Source organism: Achromobacter colocynthidis, assembly GCF_057334535.1.
This window is the reverse complement of the sequence record NZ_JBHFIZ010000037.1, coordinates 475,783-495,422: the sequence shown is the minus strand read 5'-3', so window position 1 is coordinate 495,422 and position 19,640 is coordinate 475,783. Positions and strand designations below refer to the sequence as shown.

The window sequence follows — 19,640 nt, the reverse complement described above, 5'->3', positions numbered from 1 at the left end:
CCCTTGCGGCCCGCCGACCCACCGACATCCGATCAGGGGAACGTCATGCACTCCAACGCGAAAGCGGCGCCGATGGCGGCCGTGAGCCATGGGCCGGGTCCGGTGTCGGCGCCCAGCCACGCCAACCCGTCTTCCGGTTCATCATCCGGCCCGCACCAGACCAGCGTCGACGACATCGTCCACAGCTTCGAAGAGGCCGACCAGCACACGGTCGACCTGTCCGGCTATCAACCTGAAGACTGGATTTGCCTGGGCATATTCTGGGTGATGTCCCTGCTGGTCTTCTTGCAGTTTTTCTCCCGCTACGTGCTGAACGACTCCTTTGCCTGGACCGAGGAACTGGCGGTGTATTGCCTGATAGGCGTGGTGTTCCTGGGCGCCGCCATGTGCGTGCGGACCTGCCGCCATATTCAGGTGGACTTCCTGTACCGCTACCTGCCCAAGCCGGTGGGCCGCGTGCTGGCCACCGTGATCGATATCTTGCGCACCGCCTTCTTTGGCTACGCGGTGTGGCTCACGTACCGCTACATCGTGCTGGTGGGCGACGAGCCCATGACCACGCTGTTCTGGAACAAGTCTTACGTGTACTGGGTGGCCCTGGCGGGCTTTGCCATGATGTTCCTGCGGTCGCTGCAAGTGTCGGCGCGCAACTGGCGGCAAGGCTATTCCATCCTGGAAAACCCCGCGGCCTACGACGCGCTGGATTGATCGTGTTCACCGCGCCGCAATTCCTGATGACCCCGCATTGCCTATCCGGGAGCAAGACATGGGCATTTTGATTGGAACGTTTCTGCTGTTGATGATCCTGGGCCTGCCGGTGGCGGTGTCCATGGTGGGCGCGTCGCTGCTGTTCATTCTGGTTTCCGGCAGCGTGCCCGACGTGGTGGTGGCGCAGCGCATGATCGCGGGCATTGAATCGTTTCCGCTTCTTGCCGTGCCGTTCTTCATCCTGGCGGGCAACCTGATGAACATCGCCGGCATCACCGGCCGCATCTACAACTTCGCGGTGGCGCTGGTGGGCTGGATGCGCGGCGGCCTGGGGCAGGTGAATATCATCGGCTCGGTGGTGTTCGCCGGCATGTCGGGCACCGCGATTGCCGACGCGGCGGGCCTGGGCACCATTGAAATCAAGGCCATGAAAGACCATGGCTACGAGACCGAGTTCGCGGTGGGCGTCACCGCCGCGTCCGCCACCTTGGGCCCCATCATTCCGCCGTCCTTGCCCTTCGTCATCTACGGCATGATGGCCAACGTGTCGATCGGGTCGCTGTTCCTGGCGGGCCTGATCCCGGGCGCCGTGCTGACCCTGTTGATGATGCTGACCGTGGCCTATTACGCGCGCCGCAACAACTGGGGCGGCGACGTCGCGTTCAACTGGAAGCGCCTGGGCGGCGCGGGGCTGGAAGTGCTGATCGTGCTGACGTTTCCGCTGTCGATCTGGTTGATGACGCTGGCGGGCGTGTCGCCTAACCTGGCCACCGGCATTGCGTTCGCGGCGCTGCTGCTGCTGGACTGGCGCTTCAACTTTTCGGCCGTCATGGCCTTGATGGCGCCGGTGATCTTGATTGGCGGCATGACGCTGGGCTGGTTCACCCCCACCGAGGCCGCCGTGGCCGCCGTGATCTGGGCGCTGTTCCTGGGCCTGGTGCGCTACCGCTCGATGACGTTGCGCACGTTGGCCAAGGCGTCATTCGACACCATCGAGACCACCGCATCCGTGCTGTTCATCGTGACGGCGGCATCCGTCTTTGCCTGGCTGCTGACCACCACGCAGGCCGCGCAGGCGCTGACCGACGCCATCCTGAGCGTGACGCAGAACAAGTGGGTATTCCTGCTGATGGCCAACGTGCTGATCCTGATCGTGGGTTGCTTCATCGACACCATTGCCGCCATCACGATCCTGGTTCCCATCCTGCTGCCCATCGTGCTGAAGCTGGGCATCGACCCCATCCACTTCGGCCTGATCATGGTCTTGAACCTGATGATCGGCCTGCTGCATCCCCCCATGGGCATGGTGCTGTTCGTGTTGGCGAGGGTGTCGCGCTTGTCGGTCGAACGCACCACCATGGCCATCCTGCCGTGGCTGCTGCCGCTGTTCGCGGCGCTGATCGCCATTACCTACATCCCGCAGATCACGCTGTGGCTGCCCACTGCCATGGGCATGGCCGGCAAATAAGGAGCACGCACTCATGTCGCAAAGACTGCAAGGCAAGACCGCCATCGTGACCGCCGCCGGCCAGGGCATCGGCCGCGCCGTAGCCGAGGCGTTCGCGCGTGAAGGCGCGGACGTGCTGGCCGTGGACATCAACGCCGACGCGCTGCTGACGCTGTCCGGCTGCCGCACGCAAGTGCTGGACGTGACCGACGGGCGCGCCATCACCGCACTGGTGGAAGGCGCGGGGCCGGTGAATGTGCTGTTCAACGGCGCGGGCTTCGTCCACGCCGGCACCATCCTGGACTGCGACGAAGACGCGTGGGACTTTTCCTTCAACCTGAACGTGCGATCCATGTACCGGCTGATCCGCGCCTGCCTGCCCGGCATGCTGGCGCGCGGCACGGGGTCCATCGTCAACATGGCGTCGGTGGCGGGCAGCATCAAGGGCGCGCCCAACCGCTGCGCCTATGGCGCCACCAAGGCCGCCGTGATCGGGCTGACCAAGTCGGTGGCGGCGGACTTCGTGGCGCAAGGCATCCGCTGCAATGCCATCTGCCCGGGCACCGTGGAATCGCCGTCCTTGCGCCAGCGCATCGAAGCGCAGGCCGCGGCCAGCGGGCAGACGATAGCCGCGGTCGAAGCCGCCTTCACCGCCCGCCAACCCATGGGCCGCATTGGCCGCACCGATGAAATCGCCGCGCTGGCGGTGTATCTTGCCAGCGATGAATCCGCCTTCACCACGGGCACTGCCCAGGTGATCGACGGCGGCTGGTCCAACTGATTGTTTTCCTCTTTCGCAACAAGGAACCGTTATGAAACTGATGCGCTATGGCGCCAAGGGCGCCGAGAAACCTGGCCTGATCGACGCCGAGGGCAAGGTGCGCGACCTGTCTTCCGTGCTGCCCGACATCACCGCGCAAACGCTAGTCGCCGCGCGCCTGGCCGAACTGCGCGCGCTGGACGCGTCCACGCTGCCGCTGGTGGCGAACCCGGGGCGCGTGGCGCCGCCGTGGAGCGGCATGGGCAAGTTCATCTGCATTGGGTTGAACTACGCCGACCACGCCGCCGAATCGGGCCTGCCCGTGCCGGCCGAACCCGTCATCTTCATGAAGCCGACCTCAGCGGTGGTGGGGCCTAATGACCCCGTCGTACTGCCGCAGGATTCCATCAAGACCGATTGGGAAGTGGAACTGGGCGTGGTCATCGGCGAGAAGGCGCGCTACGTCAGCGAGGCCGACGCCATGAAGCACGTGGCCGGCTATTGCGTGGTGAACGACGTGTCCGAACGTGAATACCAGATTGAACGCGGCGGCACCTGGGACAAGGGCAAGGGCTGCGACACCTTCGGCCCCATCGGCCCGTGGCTGGCCACCGCCGATGAAATTCCCAACCCGCAAGACCTGGAGATGTGGCTGGAAGTGAACGGCAAGCGCTACCAGAACGGCAGCACGCGCACCATGGTGTTCGGCGTGGCGCAGTTGGTGGCGTACGTTAGCCGCTTCATGACGCTGTACCCCGGCGACCTTATCAGCACCGGCACGCCGCCCGGCGTGGGCATGGGGCAAAAGCCCGCGCCCATTTACCTGAAGGCGGGCGACGAGATCAAGCTGGGCATCGCGGGCCTGGGCGAACAGCGCCAGCGTGTGCACGCCTGGGACCCCGCGTTGATCGACGGTTGATCGCGAACTCGTCCGCACCCCCGCCCGTACCCCTTATTTTCCGGAGTCCTCATGTCCCAGAACGAAATGGCGTTCATCCGCATTCACCCGGCGGACAACGTGGTGATCGCCCGGCGCCAACTGGTCAGCGGCACGCGGCTGGAAGGTGAAGGCGTGACGGTGCAGGGGCTGGTGCCGCCCGGCCCCAAGGTGGCCGTGCGCGCCATTGCGGCGGGTGAGCCGGTGCGCCGCTACAACCAGATCATCGGCGTGGCGCGGCAGGCCATCGCGGCCGGACAGCACGTGCACACGCACAATCTGGAGTTCTCTGAATTCGAGCGCGACTACGCGGTGGGGCAGGGCGCGCACCCCACTGACTACGTGGCGCAACCCGCCACCTTCGATGGCATCGTGCGCGCCGACGGCCGCATCGCCACGCGCAACTACATCGGCATCCTGACCAGCGTGAACTGTTCGGCCACGGTGGCGCGCGCCATCGCCGACCATTTCCGCCGCGACATCCATCCCGACGCGCTGGCCGCCTGTCCGAACGTGGACGGCGTGGTGGCGCTGACGCACGGCGCGGGCTGTGCCACCGGCAGCGAAGGCGAGCCGCTGAAAGTGCTGCGCCGTACGCTGGGCGGCTATGCGCGCCACGCCAACTTCGGCGGGCTGATGGTGGTGGGGCTGGGTTGCGAAACCAACCAGATCGGCGGCTTGATGGAACAAGAAGGCCTGCGTGAAAGCGGGCTCTTGCATACCTTCAACATCCAGGACACCGGCGGCACGCGCAAAACCGTGGCGCGTGGCATTGAACTGGTCGAGCGCATGCTGGACCAGGCCAATCAGGTGCGGCGCCAGCCGGTGCCGGCCAGCCATCTGACGGTGGGCCTGCAATGCGGCGGTTCGGACGGCTATTCGGGCATCAGCGCCAACCCGGCGCTGGGCGCGGCGGTGGACCTGCTGGTGCGCCATGGCGGTACCGCGATCCTGTCGGAGACACCCGAGATCTATGGTGGCGAACACCTGCTGACGCGCCGCGCCCAAACGCCCGCCGTGGCCGAAAAACTGCTGGCGCGCGTGCGCTGGTGGGAAGACTACTGCGCCCGCAATGACGCCGAAATGGATAACAACCCCTCGGCCGGGAACAAGGCGGGCGGGCTGACCACCATTCTTGAAAAGTCGCTGGGCGCCATCGCCAAGAGCGGCACCACCAACCTGACCGACGTGTTCGAATACGCCGAGCCCGTACGCACGCGCGGGCTGGTGTTCATGGACACGCCGGGTTACGACCCCGTCTCCGCCACCGGCCAGGGGGCGGGTGGCGCCAACCTGATCTGCTTCACCACGGGCCGGGGCTCTGCCTACGGCTGCGCACCCGCGCCGTCCTTGAAGCTGTCGACCAACACCGCCTTGTGGCAGCGGCAGTCCGACGACATCGACATCAATTGCGGTGACGTGGTGGACGGCGCGCAAAGCGTGGCGCAGATGGGCGAACGCATTTTCCAGTTAATGCTGCAAACGGCATCGGGACGCCGCACGCGCAGTGAAGAGCATGGGTACGGCCAGAACGAATTCGTGCCGTGGCAACTGGGCGCGGTGATGTAGCGCCGGGAAGGCGGTGATGTTGCATTTAGTCACTGTCTTGATATCGAAGATTTCCGTGTCTACAGATATCCTCATTCGCGCGCCGACTGGCCGGTCATCCGACGGGTGCATGGCGCCTTCCGCCCTGGGTCAACCATGCTCGAACGTTTGAATTCGGAGTCGTTGCCACGCCTGCCCGCAGACGTGGAGAAACCCGCCTATGACCGCAGCCGGCTCACGCCCGGCATCGTGCATTTGGGTCTGGGGGCATTTCATCGCGCGCATCAGGCGGTAATGACGGACCTGGCCATCGAGGCCAGCGGCGACCTGAGCTGGGGCATCCTGGGCGTGTCATTGCGCAGCCGCGCCACGCGCGACGCGCTGACGCCGCAAGACGGCCTGTACACGCTGGCCCTGCGCGAGGGGGGAACCGACGGGCAGGCCCGCGAACAACTGCGCGTGGTGGGCTCCGTGCTGCGCGTGATGGTGGCCGAGGAAGACCCCAACGCCGTGCTTGAGCGCATCGCGTATCCGCAAACCCGCATCGTCAGCCTGACCGTGACTGAAAAGGGGTATAGCCACGAGCCGGCCACCGGCTACCTGCGCTGGGACGACCCCGACATTCTTCACGACCTGGAAAATCCGCAGCGCCCACGCAGCACCATCGGCATCCTGGTCTATGGGCTGGCGTTGCGCCGCGAGCGCGGTCTACCGCCCGTCACGCTGCTGTCTTGCGACAACCTGCGCGGCAATGGCGACATGCTGCGCAGCCTGGTGCTGGCCTTTGCCCTGCGCGTGGACGTGGCGCTGACCGCATGGATCGACGCGCACTGCACCTTTCCCAATTCCATGGTGGACCGCATGGTGCCCGGCACCGACGACGGCGACCGCCAACGCATCGCCACGCGGCTGGGCGTGCAAGACGCCTGGCCCGTGGTGGGCGAGCCCTATCTGAACTGGGTGATCGAAGACAAATTCGCCGCCGGCCGCCCCGCCTGGGAAACGCAGGGCGGCGCTACCTTTGTGCGCAACGCCGAGCCCTACGAACGGCTGAAGCTGCGCATGGTGAATGGGCCGCACTCCACCTTTGCCTACCTGGGCACCTTGTTGGGGCACCGGACCATCAGCGCGTCGGTGCAGACGCCGGCCTTGCGTGATTTTGTCGACGCCATGATGCGGCTGGAAATCGCGCCCACCTTGAAGGGCATTCCGGGTAGTGGGCTGGAGGAATATCGCCAGCGCTTTCTGGCCCGTATCGCCAACCCGGCCTTGCCGCACCCAAGCGCGCAAGTGGCCATGGACGGCTCTCAGAAGGTGCCGCAACGGCTGCTTGAAACCATACGCGACCGCCTGCGCGCGGGCGACGACATCAACCGCCTGACGCTTGCCGTGGCGGCGTGGCTGCACTATCTGCGGGGCGAAGACGAACTGGGCGCGCGCTACGCCATCGAAGACCCGCTGGCGGCGCGGCTGGCCAAGCTGCTGTCGCGCGCCGAGGTGGCCGCGCAGGCGTCGGCCCCGTCGCAAGCGGCGCAGCGCCGCGCCATGGTGCTGGCAAGTTTCAAACCCGTGTTTGGCGACCTGGGTAAAAAGCCCGAGTTCGTCGCCGCCCTGACCACGCATCTGGAAAACCTGCGCGAGCACGGAGTGATGTTCGCCGTGGAAGCCGCCACTTAAGGGTTCCCACTTACCGGTTCCCGACCACGAATCAAGGAGTGCATGGCATGCCTGCTGATAGCCGAGTGGACGCCGTTGAATGGGAACGTTGGGGCATTGCCTGCTTGCGCGCGCAAGACTTCAACGAGGACGATGCGCGCTGCCTGGCGGCCAGCCTGACCCAGACCAGCTTATGGGGCATCGACTCGCACGGCATGGCGCGGCTGCCGCATTACCTGAACCGCGTGGCGCATGGCTCCATCCTGGCGCGCCCGGCTATCCGCGTTGACCGCACGGGCCCGGGCACGGCGCAATTGCACGGCGGGCAAGGGCAGGGCATCGTGGTGGCGCACCGCGCCAATGCGCTGGCGATGGACCTGGCGCGTGAAGCCGGCATCGCGGCCGTTGGCGTCAGCAATTCCTCGCACTGCGGCGCGGTGGGCCTGTATAGCCGCGCAGCCGCCCGGCAAGGCCTGATCGGCATGGCCTTCACGCATTCGGATTCCATTGCCGCACCCCATGGCGGCCACCACGCCTTCTTCGGCACCAACCCCATTTCGATGGCGTTCCCGCGCGCGGAAGGCGAGCCGCTATGCCTGGACATGGCCACCACCTCCATCCCGTGGAACCGCGTCATGAACGCCCGCCGCGACGGCGTGGCCCTGCCGCCAAGCGTGGCGTTGGACGCCCAAGGCAGTGATTGCACGGACGCCGACGCAGTGCGCGCGTTACGGCCCTTGGGCGGCATCGAGTACGGCCACAAGGGCTACGGGCTAGCCATGATGATTGAGCTGCTGTGCGGCCCCTTGAACGGCAATCCCTTTGGTCCGCACATCTCACCCATGTACGACGCGCTGGATCAGCCACGGGAATTGGGCGCGTTCTTTATCGTGATTGATCCGCAACGCTTTGCGGGCGGCGCGGCGCTGGCGGGCGTGGTGGCGGCGATGGCGGTGGAACTGTCGCAAGCACCCGGCGCGCCGCGCATGCCGGGCGCCCCCGAAACCGAGGCCCAGGCCGAGCGCTTGCGCGATGGCATTCCCGTGCCGCCCGCCTTGTGGAACGAGATGAAGGCCTGGAGCCAGCGCCTGGGTGTGGCGCTACCCGCGCGCCGCGCTTAAACGCCCAGGTACTGCAACAGGCGCGGCTCGTCGTCCAGGAAGGCTTGCGACGAGCCCGTCCATGCCACGCGTCCCTTCTCGACGATGGCGTGATGGTCGGCCGTGGCAAGCAGCGGTTCCAGGTTCTTGTCGATGCACAGCACGGCCAGGCCGGTTGCTTTCAGGCTGTCCAGCGCCGCCCAGATTTCTTCACGCACCACCGGCGCCAGGCCTTCGGTGGCTTCATCCAGGATCAGCAGGCGCGGGTTGGTCAGCAACGCGCGTCCAATCGCCAGCATCTGCTGTTCACCGCCCGATAGATGGCTGCCCAGATGCCGCGCACGTTCGGACAAGCGCGGAAACAGCGCGTACACACGGTCCAGCGTCCACGGTTCCGCCAGGCCCTGGCGATTGTGCGCGGTGGCCACCAGGTTTTCACGCACCGACAGGTTGGGAAATATGTGCCGGCCTTCCGGCACCAGCCCGATGCCGCATTGCGCCACCTTGTACGACGGCAGCCGGATGATGTCCTGGCTGTCGAACACGATGCTGCCTTGGGTGGCGCGGGTCAGCCCCATCACCGTCTTGACGGTGGTGGACTTGCCCATGCCGTTGCGGCCCAGCAAGGTCACGAATTCGCCCGGCCCGATATCCAGGTCGATGCCGAACAGCGCCTGGCTGGCGCCATAGTGCGCGGTCACGCCGCGCATCGATAGCAGCGCGCTCATGCGGGTTCTCCTTGTTTGGCTTCGCCTTCGACCTTTCCCTGCTTGCCGCGCGCGCTGGCGCGTTCGCTGCCCAGGTAGCATTCGCGCACCTGCGGGTTGTTGCGGATCTGGTCCGCCGTGCCGCAGGCCAGTGCACTGCCATACACCAGCACCGTAATGCGATCGGACAACGCAAAGACGGCCTGCATGTCGTGCTCCACCAGCAAGATCGTGTAGCGACCGCGCAGTTGCAAGAGCAGGCGCGTCATGGCCTCGGATTCGTGCTGGCTCATGCCCGCCATCGGTTCGTCCAGCAACAGCAGCGACGGCTGGCAAGCCAGCACCATCGCCAGTTCCAATTGCCGTAGTTCGCCGTGCGCGAGTTCACCCGCGGGCGTATCGGCGCGGGCCGCCAAGCCCGTCAACGCCAGCGCCTCTTGGGCCGGGTCGGTCAGGGCGGCGGTCGCCAACACGGGCGTCCAGAATCGGAAGCTGTGGCCGCGCCGCGCCTGCACGGCCATCACCACGTTTTCCAGGGCGGTAAAAGGTTTGAAGACAGAGGTGATCTGGTACGAACGCGCCAGCCCATGGCGCACGCGCGTATTCACCGGCATGCGGGTAATGTCGCGGCCGTCCAGCAGCACGCGCCCGCTGTCGGGTCGCAGTTCGCCGCTAAGCTGGCCGATCAGCGTGGTCTTGCCCGCGCCGTTCGGCCCGATCACGGCGTGCAATTCGCCCGCGTGCACGTCCAGCGACAAGTCATCGGTCACCGTCAGGCCACCGTAGCGTTTCACCAGGTTCTCGACACGCAGCGCGGTCATGGTGTTTCTCCCTGAACGTCTGCCGAAGGTTGCCGCCGCGCCGCCTTGCGGCCACGCCAGGGCGTGTCGCGCAGGCTGCCATACACCCCGCGCCGCGACACCAGCACCACGCCTACGATCAGCAAGCCCATGATCAGCATCCAGTGCCCGGTCAGCAGCTTCAACCCTTCCTCCAACAACAGGAACGCCAGCGCGCCGGCCACGGGGCCGAACAGCGTGCCGATGCCGCCCAGCACCACCATCACGATCAGTTCGCCCGACGTGGTCCAGGCCAGATAGGACGGCGACACATACATGGTCAGGTTCGCCAGCAGCACGCCGGCCACGCCGCAGATCATGGCCGATATCACGTAGGCTGCGAGCCGGTAGCGCAAGGTGGGAAAGCCCAGCGCGCGCATGCGGCGTTCGTTCGCCTGGCAGCCGCGCAACGCCATGCCGAAGGGTGCATGGATCAGCCGATGCATCAGGCCCAGCACCGCCAGCAGCACGCCAAAGGCCGTGTAGTACAGCGCCAGCGGCGTATCCAGCCGGAACGCGCCGAAGTCGCTGCCGGCAAACAGCGACATGCCGTCGTCGCCGCCAAAGCCGTCCAGCCCCGTCGCCAGGAAATAGAACATCTGCGCAAACGCCAACGTGATCATGATGAAGGCGATGCCGGACGTGCGCATCACCACGTAGCCGCTGACCAGGCCCACCACGGCGCAGGCGGCCAGCGCCCCAGCCAGATGCAGCCAGCCGCTTTCAATGCCGTAGTGCGACATCACGCCCACGGAATACGCGCCCAGCCCCAGGTACAGCGCATGGCCGAAGCTGACCATGCCGCCAAAGCCCAGCAGCAGATTCAAGGCCAGCGCGGCCACGCCATAAACCAGCACGCGGCCAAACAGCGCCAACAGAAAAGGTTCGCCCTGCCAGTGCGCGTAAACCGGCACCAGGGCCAGCAACAGCAGCAGGGCGGCGGCCACCAGAAAGCGCGAAGACATGTGCATGAGGTTCCCCTTATCCGTGCTTGACGGGAAACAGGCCCTGCGGCCGCATCGCCAGCACCAGCGCCATCACGATGTAGATCAGCATGGACGCAATCGCCGGGCCGGCCGCATTGGCGGCTGCGGGCGGCAAGGCCGCGCGTAGCAGCGTGGGCAGCAGGGCGCGGCCCAGCGTGTCGATCAGCCCCACCATCAGCGCGGCCAGAAACGCCCCGCGCACCGAGCCGATACCGCCGATGACGATCACCACCAGTGTCAGGATCAGGATGGGTTCGCCCATGCCGGTCTGCGCCGACAGGATGGGGCCGGCCATCAGCCCCGCCAGGCCCGCCAGCACCGCGCCCAGCACGAACAGCAAGGTGTTCAGCCGCGCGATGTTCACGCCCAGCGCGCCCACCATCATGCGGTCGGTGGACCCTGCCCGTATCAGCATGCCCAGCCGGGTGCGGTGGATCAGCACATAGCAGCCGGCGGCCACCAGCAGGCCCACCACGATGATCAGGAAGCGGTACAGCGGGTACGTCACGCCCAGGATGTCGATGGTGCCCGACAGCCACGACGGCAGCCCCATGCTGATCGGCGCGGGGCCCCAGATGATGCGCGTCAGTTCGTTGAAGAACAGGATGAAGCCGAAGGTGGCCAGCACCTGGTCCAGATGGTCGCGCGGGTACAGCCGCGCCAGCGCAATGCGGTCCAGCAGCAGGCCCAAGGCCGCCATGCCCGCGATGACGGCGGCGCCCGCCAGCAGGAACGAACCCGTGTGGCGGAACACGGTGGCCGCGATGAACGCGCCCATCATGTACAGCGACCCGTGCGCCAGGTTGATGAAGTTCATGATGCCGAACACCAGCGTCAGCCCGGCAGCCAACAGGAACAGCAGTATGCCTAGCTGCAAGCCGTTCAAGGCCTGCACCAGCAGCAGCGTCGTGGACATGGGAATCACCTTGCGCCAGCGGCCAGCCCGGCCGCCCGCATTACTTCATCACGCATTGGGCGGCGTACTGGTCGGACACCTTGGACAGGTCGGCAAAGATGGGGCCCTTGTTCACAAAAGCCACCTTGCCGTCCGCGCCCGCCTGGACGTCCGCGCGGAAGAATCCGGCCACCGGGAAGTGGTTGGGCTGGTAGCGGAATTCACCTCGCACGGACGCAAAGTCGGCGGCTTCCAGCGCTTTGCGCAGCGCGTCCTTGTCGTCAACCTTGCCGCCTGTTTTCTTCAAGGCCGAGCCGATCAGTTGGGCCGCGTCAAACGATTGCGCGGCGTAGCTGGAGGGTTCGCGGCCGTACTTCTGCCGGAACGCGGCGGCAAACGCCTTGTTGGCGGCGTTGTCCAGGTCGGGCGAATACGGCACGTTGGTCACCGCGCCCAGCGCGTCTTGCTGCAGGGCGGGCAGCGTAGCGCCGTCGATGGTGTCCACCGACAACAGCGGAATCTTGCCGAACAGCCCAGCCTGGCGGTACTGCTTGGTGAAATTCACGCCCATGCCACCAGGAAAGAACACGTAGGCGGCATCGGGCTTCGCATCCGCCAGCGCCGCCAGTTCCACCGAGTAGTCGGGCTGGTTGACCTGCGTGAACACTTCGTTGGCGATCTCGCCCTTGTAGAAGCGCTTGAAGCCGGCCATGGCGTCCTTGCCGGCCTGGTAGTTGGGGGCAAGCAGGTAGACCTTCTTGAAGCCCATCTGGTTGGCCATTTCGCCGCTGCCCTCGTGGCGCTGGGTATTGTTCCAGGACGTGGAAAAGAAATACGGCGAACAGTCCTTGCCGGCCAGGTTGGTGGGGCCCGCGTTGGACCCTACCAGGAATACGCCGGCGGTCGTCACGGGCCGCCCCACGGCCAGCATCACGTTGGAATACACCACGCCGGTAATGATGGGCACCTTGTCGCTTTGCACCAGCTTGCGCGCGGCCTGCACGCCCACCTCGGGCTTGAACTGGTCGTCTTCCTTGATGACCTGCACCGGCACGCCGCCCAGCTTGCCGCCGCCTTGCTCCACCGCCAGCATGAAGCCATCCAGCTGGTCTTGCCCGAGTACGGAGCCGGGGCCGGTCAATGTGGTCAACAGGCCGATCTTCACATCGGCCATCGCGGCGGCGGGGAGGGTCAGGCTCAGGCCCAGGACCGCGGCGGCGGTCAGCGAGGTGGTGCGTTTCATGGCGTTTTCCCTTGAGTTGCCGTGTATCACGGTCATGGTGTTTTTGTGCGGCCGGCGAGGTGCGGCCGGCTAGGTGCGGCTGGCTAAGCGGGGCTGCTGAACTACGGTGTCAGGCCAAAGAACGTCATCGTGTTGCGGAACAGAATCTTTTGCTGCACGTCCGGCACCAGCTCGGCGTGCGTTACCAGGCGGCCCACTTCCTGCTCGCCCAGCGGATAGGGGTAATCGGAGCCAAGCAGCACGCGGTCTTCGCCCATGACGTCGATCAACAGGCGCAGCGAGCGCGCGTCGAAAACCGCGCTGTCGGTGTAGAAGCGGTCGGTGTACGACGAGGGCAATTGCGGGCAGTCCTGGCGAATGATGTCGCGATGGCGCCAGGCGTTGTCCACGCGCCCCAGCAGGTAGGCAAAGCTGCCGCCGCCATGCGCGAAGCACAGTTTCAGGCTGCGCGGAATGCGTTCAAACGCGCCAGACAGGATCAGCGACAGAATCCCCAGCTGCGTTTCCGCGGGCATGGCCACCAGCCACGGCAGCATCCATTTCTTCATGCGACCGTCGGTCATCATGTCCCAGGGGTGCACCAGCACGGGGATGTCGTTATTGGCGCAGTGAATCAGAAACTGCACCAGCAATTCGTCGTCCAGGTCGCGGGGGCCGACGTGGTTGCCGATCTGCACGCCCAGATGGCCGGCGGCTCGTGCTCGCGAGGCTTCCTTGCAGGCCAGGTCCAGGTCTTGCAACGGCACTTGCGCCAATGCCTTCAGGCGCGACGGCGCGTGGGCGCAATGCTCCAGCGCCAGGTCATTCATGCGGGCGGCCCAGTCGGCGGCTGCCAGGGCGGGGTAGGTGTAGCCGAACATGATGGGCGTGGCGCACAGGATCTGCACGTCCACGCCGTGGCGGTCCATCTGCGCAATACGCAACGCCGGGTCCCACAGGGTGGCGTCCACCGGGCGGAACTCGCGGTCGCCCGCCATGATCTGGCCGGTGGTGCCGTCGGCGTCCGGGCGCAACCAGGGCGCGTTGATCGGGTCCAGCGCCGCGGCTTCCTGCCGCGTGATCGGCGGAAAGAAGTGGGCGTGCATGTCGATTTTTTGAATCATGGGGCTGGGCTTTGCAATAGAGAGGATGCTGGAGGCGGGTTTGGCCTGCTATGTGGCTTGGTGCGCGGCTGGCTCAGTGGCTGGCTATGTGGCCTGCTGCGTCATCTGCGGGGCCGCCTGCTGTGTCGTCTGCTGCGTTGGCGCCTGGCCTTTGCCGGGATGCATCTGGCCGCAGCCAGGGCAGGTGCGCTTCTCAGGGCTGTCGTAGAACGCCTGGAACAGCGGCGGCAAGTCGGTCACGATGCTTTTCAATTGCACTTCCACGCGATGCACCAGGTGGCCGCAGTGGGGGCAATACCATTCAAAGCCATCGAGCAGGCCCACGGGGCGTTGGCGTTCGATGACCAGACAGGCGCTGTCGGCTTCGGGACGTTGCGGCGAATGGCGCACGTGCGGCGGCAAGAGGAAGATGTCGCCTTCCTTCAGGTCGACACGTTCGGCCTTGCCGTCCACCCACAAGGACAACCAGGCGTTGCCCCGGAACTGGTAGAAGAACTCTTCCAGCGGGTCGTCGTGATAGTCGGTGCGATGGTTCGGGCCGCCGACCACGGTGACGATGAAGTCGGCGTCTTGCCAGATCTGCTGGTTGCCGACCGGCGGCTTGAGCAGGTGGGCGTGGTCGTTGATCCAGCGCTGGAAATTCAACGGCGGGCCGTAGGCGGGCATGAAGATCTCCGGAAGGCGAGTTTGATGCAGTCTAGGCGGCGAGCGCGCCGGGGGAATAATAGAAATTGCGCGCTTGGATATGCGGCTTATCTATCGCGGGGTTTCCCGTAGAGCGGGTGCGCGGCAGGCTGCCGCGCGTTGCTAGCATCATTGCGCTACGCGCTTTCAGCATCTTCGCGCGGCGCGCGTGGGCTCAGTCGCGCTGGGCCGCGACGGCTTTCAGATATTCCACCAGCCGTTGGCAGGCGGGCGTCATTGGACGATCGGCGCGGACGGAATAGCCCACGTCGCCAAAGTCGCCGAACACGGTGGTGGGCAGCCGCGCCAGCAAACCCATGGACAGGAACTGCGCCGCCGCGTCATAGGGAATCAGCGCCAGCGCTTCGCTATGCATCAGGATGCCGATATTGGTCAGCAGCGATAGCGATTCCACGTGGCGGGCGGGCAGACGCAAGCCCGCGTCAAAGAAGGTGCGCTCCACCGACGCGCGCAACGGCGAGGTGGGTGCGGGCAAGATCCAGATGTGGTCGGCCAGGTCGGCCAGCGCGACCTCTTGCGCAGCGGCCATAGGGTGTTGGGCGCCCACCACCAAGCACAGCGCTTCGCGGTACAGCTTGTGGTGGTCCACCGCCACGCCGGATATCGACGCCATGTCGGCGCCGGGCAGGCGGCCCACGACGATGTCCACGTCGCCCGTGGCCAGTGCGGGCAGCAGTTGCGCGGACGGCCCTTCGCGCACGGTGACCTGGATGCCGGGGTGGTCGGTCATCAAGCGCGCGATGGCCTCGGGCAGCAGTTTGGCGGACGCGGCAATCAGCGTGCCCACTACCACGTGGCCGCTGGCCCCGCCCAGCACCGCGTCGATGTCGTCGGCCATGTAGCGCACTTCGGCCAGCATGGCGTGAACGCGCCGCCCCAACACCAGGGCAAGCTCGGTGGGCGTGACGCCCCGGTTCGACCGTTCAAACAGGGTTGCGCCGAAGAAGGCTTCCAGGTCGTGGATGGCCTTGGTGACGGTGGGCTGGGTCAGGTGCAGTTCGCTGGCCGCGCGCGATAGCGATCGGCGTGCCAGTACGCGCTCGAAAATCTGTAGCTGATGCAGCTTCAGTTTGTGGCTGAGCGCGTTGGGCGTGATGCGGAAGTTCGACATGCTTGCGGTCGCCCGGGCGGCGCCGCGAGCCATCGTCCTGTTATGTTGACCAGCGAAGTCGGGATCTACCCTACGCCTGTCCGGGGGGGCGTCGGCGAGGCTGCGTCCGCTTTGTTCGCTGCGTCTGTCTTGTCGGCTGCGTCGGCCGCGTCTGTGTCGTCGGCCTTCGCCGCCTTGCCGAAGCGTAGCGCAAACTGCCGCGTGAACACCGCGCCAAAGAAAAAGATCTGCGCGGAATAGTAGATCCACAGCAGCAGGGCAATCAGCGAGCCCGCCGCGCCATAGGCCGACACCGCCGCGCCCCGGCTCAGGTACAGGCCGATGCCCCACTTGCCCACCAGGAACAGCGCGGCCGTCACGATGGCGCCGGGTATCACGTCCGGCCAGGAAATCTTGGCACTGGGCAGCAGCTTGAAGATCACCGCGAACAGCGCCACCACCACTGAAAAAGAGAACAGTGTCGACACCCAGTCAAGCACTGTTGCGAAGGTGGAGGCCATCCACATGTCGCCATACAATTTTCTCGCGGCGCCCAGCACCGCATTCACGGTCAGCGACACCAGCAGGAACAGCGCCAGCACCAACACCAGGCCAAACGACAGCATGCGGCTGCGCACCATGCCGTGGATGCCGCCTTTCTGGTTGGCGGACACGTCCCACAAATCGTCCAGGCTGGCTTTCAGTTCGGCAAACGCCGTGGTGGCGCTGAAGATCAGCACAAAAATCGAGATCAGCGCGGCAATCCACCCGCCGCCCGATTCGTGGGCACTGGCCAATACCGTCTGAATCACTTCCGCGCCGCGCTCGCCGGTCAAGTCGCGCATTTGCAGGAACAGCTCGGACCGCACCGCGTCTTCGCCATAGAACGCGCCCGCCACCGCGATCACCAGAATCAGCATCGGCGCCAGCGAAAACACCATGTAAAGCGCCAGCGCAGCGCCCTTGCTGGACGCGCGGTGGGCCGACCACTGGCTGGCGGAATCCATCAACAGCCCGCCGATCTCGGACGGACGCAGGGCTCGCAGGCTTTGGGGAAGGCGCATAAGGCTGGGCAGCGTGAGGCGAAGAAGCCTTCATTGTAGGGACGCATGCGCCACGGGGAAACCGTGAGTTTGTGCGCAAACGTGTGCTTGCCGGGCGGCCTGGGGCGCCATGGAAACAACAGGCAAAGAATGCGGCCGCCGTGCGGTGCGCGTGAGCGGGGCCACAAAAAGAAAAACCCCCGGGGCGAAGGTCCGAGGGTTTTTCAGATACTGCATTCCCCGGCTTTGACGCCGGGGAGGCCGTGCAAGGAAAGCGGGACTTAGAAGTCCATGCCGCCCATGCCGCCCATGCCACCCGGCATGGCCGGAGCAGCGGGCTTGTCTTCGGCCAGTTCGACCACGGCAGCTTCAGCCGTCAGCAGCAGGCTGGCAACCGAGGCAGCGTTTTGCAGGGCGGTACGGGTCACCTTGGTGGGATCCAGAACGCCTTGCTCAACCAGGTCGGTGTACTCGCCGGTTGCAGCGTTGTAGCCGTAGTTGCCCTTGCCTTGCAGCACGTTGCTGACCACGACGCTGGCTTCTTCGCCGGCGTTCGTGACGATGGTGCGCAGCGGCTCTTCCACAGCACGCAGGATCAGCTTGATACCGGCGTTCTGGTCAGGCGTGTCGCCCTTCAGGTCAGCAATGGCTTGCTTGGCGCGCAGCAGTGCAACACCGCCACCAGCCACAACGCCTTCTTCCACTGCGGCGCGGGTAGCGTGCAGGGCGTCTTCGACGCGAGCCTTCTTTTCCTTCATTTCGACTTCGGTGGCAGCGCCAACGCGAATCACGGCAACGCCGCCGGCCAGCTTGGCCACGCGTTCTTGCAGCTTTTCACGGTCGTAGTCGGACGTGGCTTCTTCGATCTGGATACGGACTTGCTTGACGCGAGCCTCGATCGACTTGCTGTCGCCAGCGCCGTCGATGATCGTCGTGTTTTCCTTGCCCACTTCGATGCGCTTGGCTTGGCCCAATTCAGCCAGGCCGGCCTTTTCCAGCGACATGCCGGTTTCTTCGGAGATCACCGTGCCGCCCGTCAGGATGGCGATGTCTTCCAGCATGGCCTTGCGGCGGTCACCGAAGCCCGGCGCCTTGACGGCGGTGGTCTTCAGGATGCCACGGATGTTGTTCACAACCAGGGTGGCCAGCGCTTCGCCTTCGACGTCTTCTGCAATGATCAGCAGCGGACGGCTCGACTTGGCAACTTGCTCCAGCACGGGCAGCAGGTCACGGATGTTGCTGATCTTCTTGTCGAAAATCAGGACAAACGGATCTTCCAGCACGGCAACTTGCTTTTCCGGGCTGTTGATGAAGTAGGGCGACAGGTAGCCGCGGTCGAATTGCATGCCTTCGACGACGTCCAGCTCGTTTTCCAGCGACTTGCCGTCTTCGACGGTGATGACGCCTTCCTTGCCAACCTTGTCCATCGCGTCAGCGATGATCTGGCCGATGGAGGCATCGCTGTTGGCCGAGATGGAACCAACTTGAGCGATTTCCTTGCTGGTCGTGACCGGCTTGGATTGCTTCTTCAGTTCAGCCACGGCAGCGGCGACAGCCTTGTCGATGCCGCGCTTCAGGTCGATCGGGTTGAAACCGGCGGCAACGTACTTCAGGCCTTCCATGACGATGGCTTGAGCCAGCACGGTGGCGGTCGTGGTGCCGTCACCGGCGTTGTCGGAGGTCTTGGAGGCAACGTCCTTGACCAGTTGTGCGCCGATGTTCTCGAACTTGTCCTTCAGTTCGATTTCCTTGGCGACGGACACGCCGTCCTTGGTAACGGTCGGGGCGCCGAACGAGCGCTCCAGCACGACGTTACGGCCCTTGGGGCCCAGGGTGGTCTTAACAGCGTTGGCGAGAACATTCACGCCGCGGACGATACGCACACGGGCGTCGTCACCGAACAATACTTGCTTGGCAGCCATTTCTTAGCTTCCTTCGAAAATTCGTTTGAGGCGGGGTTTACAGAACCACGGCGAGGATTTCGTCCTCGCGGATGACGAGCAGTTCTTCGCCATCAACCTTCACGGACTGGCCGGCATACTTGCCGAACAGAACCTTGTCGCCAGCCTTCAGGTCGACCGGCAGAATCTTGCCTTCTTCGGTCTTCTTGCCGGGGCCGACGGCCACGACTTCGCCCTGATCAGGCTTTTCTGCGGCGCTGTCGGGGATGACGATGCCCGAGGCAGTCTTGCGCTCGTTTTCGAGGCGTTTGACGATCACGCGATCGCCCAGGGGACGCAAGGCCATGAGGAACTCCTGTTTACTTGAATGAAAGTGAATGATCGGTTAGCCCCGGGAGGGCTGTTAGCACTCACCGGTGTCGAGTGCTAATTATAGGGATGATGTTGCAGGGTTCAAGGGGGGGAAGGGCGGCTGTTACATATTTGGGGTTGGCCCCGTTTGTGGAATGTCCGCAAGTTTGGAACTCGCGCACGTCGGGTGTCGAACTCCGCTCAACTTGGGATTTGCGTGATGCGGATTGAAACTAAAAAATGTGTCCACCCAAATCTGGCCTGGCTTTCGGGGCGATATCTGCCCTTGAGGCAATTAGACCCCCACCATTTCTTGAATTTCTTGGCGCAGGGTCTCGCCGCCGCCGCGTAGCTGTAGGTGATCAGATATCAAAGAACATAAAGACAGGCCCTATCTGTGAGGACTATCGTCATTCGCCCTGTCCGGCTTGAAAACCATGCCGAGATATATTTGAAGCCAGAATAGGTCCCGATAATTCTTCCTGCATGCGGACTCAAGGTCCGCAATGGAGGCTCGCAGCTCGTCAGGTACTGAGTCTAAGGGAACTGAAGTGCACTCCGGTCTTCGTTGAAGCGCCGGGCTGAGCAACGGGTTCGTTGAGAGCATGGCCACGGCCGAAC

General features: G+C 64.9%; 18 protein-coding genes. 7 read left to right on the top strand and 11 right to left on the bottom strand.

The genetic code is table 11. The features are described from left to right. The first annotated feature begins 45 nt into the window (after nucleotides 1-45). The 7 genes from ACE04A_RS21975 to ACE04A_RS21945 all read left to right on the top strand — a co-directional run bounded on the left by ACE04A_RS21975 (nucleotide 46) and on the right by ACE04A_RS21945 (nucleotide 8,177). Nucleotides 46-708: a TRAP transporter small permease gene (locus tag ACE04A_RS21975; protein WP_448716750.1), complete on the top strand. Its 663-nt coding sequence runs from the start codon at nucleotides 46-48 to the stop codon at nucleotides 706-708. Nucleotides 709-766: 58 nt separating this feature from the next. Next, the gene (locus tag ACE04A_RS21970; protein ID WP_259250183.1) at nucleotides 767-2,176 is read left to right on the top strand and encodes a TRAP transporter large permease; all 1,410 of its coding nucleotides are present in this window, start codon (nucleotides 767-769) and stop codon (nucleotides 2,174-2,176) included. Nucleotides 2,177-2,189: 13 nt separating this feature from the next. Beyond that, entirely contained in the window at nucleotides 2,190-2,936 is a 747-nt protein-coding gene (locus ACE04A_RS21965; protein WP_438860220.1) for an SDR family oxidoreductase, read from the top strand. A 31-nt stretch (nucleotides 2,937-2,967) separates the two neighbouring features. Beyond that, nucleotides 2,968-3,834: a fumarylacetoacetate hydrolase family protein gene (locus tag ACE04A_RS21960; protein ID WP_279995798.1), complete on the top strand. Its 867-nt coding sequence runs from the start codon at nucleotides 2,968-2,970 to the stop codon at nucleotides 3,832-3,834. A 51-nt stretch (nucleotides 3,835-3,885) separates the two neighbouring features. Beyond that, nucleotides 3,886-5,421 carry a D-arabinonate dehydratase gene (locus ACE04A_RS21955; protein ID WP_485820522.1) on the top strand — a complete coding sequence of 512 codons (1,536 nt, stop codon included), beginning with the start codon at nucleotides 3,886-3,888 and terminating at the stop codon, nucleotides 5,419-5,421. 135 nt (nucleotides 5,422-5,556) lie between these two features. Then, on the top strand, nucleotides 5,557-7,077 hold the full coding sequence (locus ACE04A_RS21950) for a mannitol dehydrogenase family protein (protein ID WP_259250175.1): 1,521 nt from the start codon (nucleotides 5,557-5,559) through the stop codon (nucleotides 7,075-7,077). A gap of 47 nt (nucleotides 7,078-7,124) precedes the next feature. Beyond that, the gene (locus ACE04A_RS21945; RefSeq protein WP_448716418.1) at nucleotides 7,125-8,177 is read left to right on the top strand and encodes an Ldh family oxidoreductase; all 1,053 of its coding nucleotides are present in this window, start codon (nucleotides 7,125-7,127) and stop codon (nucleotides 8,175-8,177) included. Here ACE04A_RS21945 and ACE04A_RS21940 read toward each other — a convergent pair. From ACE04A_RS21940 to groES, 11 genes are all read right to left on the bottom strand, one after another. After that, a complete protein-coding gene (locus ACE04A_RS21940; RefSeq protein WP_448716417.1) occupies nucleotides 8,174-8,884 on the bottom strand; it encodes an ABC transporter ATP-binding protein in 711 nt (236 codons plus the stop codon). The two genes, ACE04A_RS21945 and ACE04A_RS21940, sit on opposite strands and share 4 nt — an antisense overlap. Next, nucleotides 8,881-9,684: an ABC transporter ATP-binding protein gene (locus ACE04A_RS21935; RefSeq protein ID WP_485820521.1), complete on the bottom strand. Its 804-nt coding sequence runs from the start codon at nucleotides 9,682-9,684 to the stop codon at nucleotides 8,881-8,883. Before ACE04A_RS21935 ends, ACE04A_RS21940 begins: the two co-directional genes overlap by 4 nt. Then, entirely contained in the window at nucleotides 9,681-10,673 is a 993-nt protein-coding gene (locus tag ACE04A_RS21930; protein ID WP_448716414.1) for a branched-chain amino acid ABC transporter permease, read from the bottom strand. The genes ACE04A_RS21935 and ACE04A_RS21930 overlap by 4 nt, the downstream gene beginning before the upstream one ends. A 10-nt stretch (nucleotides 10,674-10,683) precedes the next feature. Next, nucleotides 10,684-11,604 carry a branched-chain amino acid ABC transporter permease gene (locus tag ACE04A_RS21925; protein WP_100854502.1) on the bottom strand — a complete coding sequence of 307 codons (921 nt, stop codon included), beginning with the start codon at nucleotides 11,602-11,604 and terminating at the stop codon, nucleotides 10,684-10,686. 40 nt (nucleotides 11,605-11,644) lie between these two features. After that, nucleotides 11,645-12,826, bottom strand: a complete 1,182-nt coding sequence (locus tag ACE04A_RS21920; protein ID WP_485820520.1) for an ABC transporter substrate-binding protein — start codon at nucleotides 12,824-12,826, stop codon at nucleotides 11,645-11,647. A 101-nt stretch (nucleotides 12,827-12,927) separates the two neighbouring features. Continuing rightward, a complete protein-coding gene (locus ACE04A_RS21915; RefSeq protein ID WP_448716412.1) occupies nucleotides 12,928-13,929 on the bottom strand; it encodes an amidohydrolase family protein in 1,002 nt (333 codons plus the stop codon). Nucleotides 13,930-14,013: 84 nt separating this feature from the next. Beyond that, nucleotides 14,014-14,595, bottom strand: coding sequence for a 3-hydroxyanthranilate 3,4-dioxygenase (locus tag ACE04A_RS21910; protein ID WP_485812249.1), 582 nt, complete (start codon nucleotides 14,593-14,595; stop codon nucleotides 14,014-14,016). 193 nt (nucleotides 14,596-14,788) lie between these two features. Then, nucleotides 14,789-15,745 (bottom strand): LysR substrate-binding domain-containing protein, encoded by a 957-nt coding sequence (locus ACE04A_RS21905; protein WP_448716409.1) that lies wholly within the window; start codon nucleotides 15,743-15,745, stop codon nucleotides 14,789-14,791. A gap of 65 nt (nucleotides 15,746-15,810) precedes the next feature. Beyond that, nucleotides 15,811-16,788: a YihY/virulence factor BrkB family protein gene (locus ACE04A_RS21900; RefSeq protein ID WP_448716407.1), complete on the bottom strand. Its 978-nt coding sequence runs from the start codon at nucleotides 16,786-16,788 to the stop codon at nucleotides 15,811-15,813. A 260-nt stretch (nucleotides 16,789-17,048) separates the two neighbouring features. Then, nucleotides 17,049-18,689 carry a chaperonin GroEL gene (gene groL / locus ACE04A_RS21895; protein ID WP_054423092.1) on the bottom strand — a complete coding sequence of 547 codons (1,641 nt, stop codon included), beginning with the start codon at nucleotides 18,687-18,689 and terminating at the stop codon, nucleotides 17,049-17,051. Between the two features lie 37 nt (nucleotides 18,690-18,726). Next, nucleotides 18,727-19,014: a co-chaperone GroES gene (groES, locus tag ACE04A_RS21890; protein ID WP_054423089.1), complete on the bottom strand. Its 288-nt coding sequence runs from the start codon at nucleotides 19,012-19,014 to the stop codon at nucleotides 18,727-18,729. Nucleotides 19,015-19,640 lie beyond the last annotated feature (626 nt).

What these genes read in the sequence shown, in the direction of transcription:
- ACE04A_RS21910 (WP_485812249.1), bottom strand. Translation starts at nt 14,595, where the DNA reads ATGCCCGCCTACGGCCCGCCGTTGAATTTCCAGCGCTGGATCAACGAC.
- ACE04A_RS21950 (WP_259250175.1), top strand. Translation starts at nt 5,557, where the DNA reads ATGCTCGAACGTTTGAATTCGGAGTCGTTGCCACGCCTGCCCGCAGAC.
- ACE04A_RS21930 (WP_448716414.1), bottom strand. Translation starts at nt 10,673, where the DNA reads ATGCACATGTCTTCGCGCTTTCTGGTGGCCGCCGCCCTGCTGCTGTTG.
- ACE04A_RS21900 (WP_448716407.1), bottom strand. Translation starts at nt 16,788, where the DNA reads ATGCGCCTTCCCCAAAGCCTGCGAGCCCTGCGTCCGTCCGAGATCGGC.
- ACE04A_RS21915 (WP_448716412.1), bottom strand. Translation starts at nt 13,929, where the DNA reads ATGATTCAAAAAATCGACATGCACGCCCACTTCTTTCCGCCGATCACG.
- ACE04A_RS21920 (WP_485820520.1), bottom strand. Translation starts at nt 12,826, where the DNA reads ATGAAACGCACCACCTCGCTGACCGCCGCCGCGGTCCTGGGCCTGAGC.
- ACE04A_RS21965 (WP_438860220.1), top strand. Translation starts at nt 2,190, where the DNA reads ATGTCGCAAAGACTGCAAGGCAAGACCGCCATCGTGACCGCCGCCGGC.
- ACE04A_RS21940 (WP_448716417.1), bottom strand. Translation starts at nt 8,884, where the DNA reads ATGAGCGCGCTGCTATCGATGCGCGGCGTGACCGCGCACTATGGCGCC.
- ACE04A_RS21925 (WP_100854502.1), bottom strand. Translation starts at nt 11,604, where the DNA reads ATGTCCACGACGCTGCTGCTGGTGCAGGCCTTGAACGGCTTGCAGCTA.
- ACE04A_RS21905 (WP_448716409.1), bottom strand. Translation starts at nt 15,745, where the DNA reads ATGTCGAACTTCCGCATCACGCCCAACGCGCTCAGCCACAAACTGAAG.
- ACE04A_RS21960 (WP_279995798.1), top strand. Translation starts at nt 2,968, where the DNA reads ATGAAACTGATGCGCTATGGCGCCAAGGGCGCCGAGAAACCTGGCCTG.
- ACE04A_RS21970 (WP_259250183.1), top strand. Translation starts at nt 767, where the DNA reads ATGGGCATTTTGATTGGAACGTTTCTGCTGTTGATGATCCTGGGCCTG.
- ACE04A_RS21975 (WP_448716750.1), top strand. Translation starts at nt 46, where the DNA reads ATGCACTCCAACGCGAAAGCGGCGCCGATGGCGGCCGTGAGCCATGGG.
- groES (WP_054423089.1), bottom strand. Translation starts at nt 19,014, where the DNA reads ATGGCCTTGCGTCCCCTGGGCGATCGCGTGATCGTCAAACGCCTCGAA.
- ACE04A_RS21955 (WP_485820522.1), top strand. Translation starts at nt 3,886, where the DNA reads ATGTCCCAGAACGAAATGGCGTTCATCCGCATTCACCCGGCGGACAAC.
- ACE04A_RS21935 (WP_485820521.1), bottom strand. Translation starts at nt 9,684, where the DNA reads ATGACCGCGCTGCGTGTCGAGAACCTGGTGAAACGCTACGGTGGCCTG.
- groL (WP_054423092.1), bottom strand. Translation starts at nt 18,689, where the DNA reads ATGGCTGCCAAGCAAGTATTGTTCGGTGACGACGCCCGTGTGCGTATC.
- ACE04A_RS21945 (WP_448716418.1), top strand. Translation starts at nt 7,125, where the DNA reads ATGCCTGCTGATAGCCGAGTGGACGCCGTTGAATGGGAACGTTGGGGC.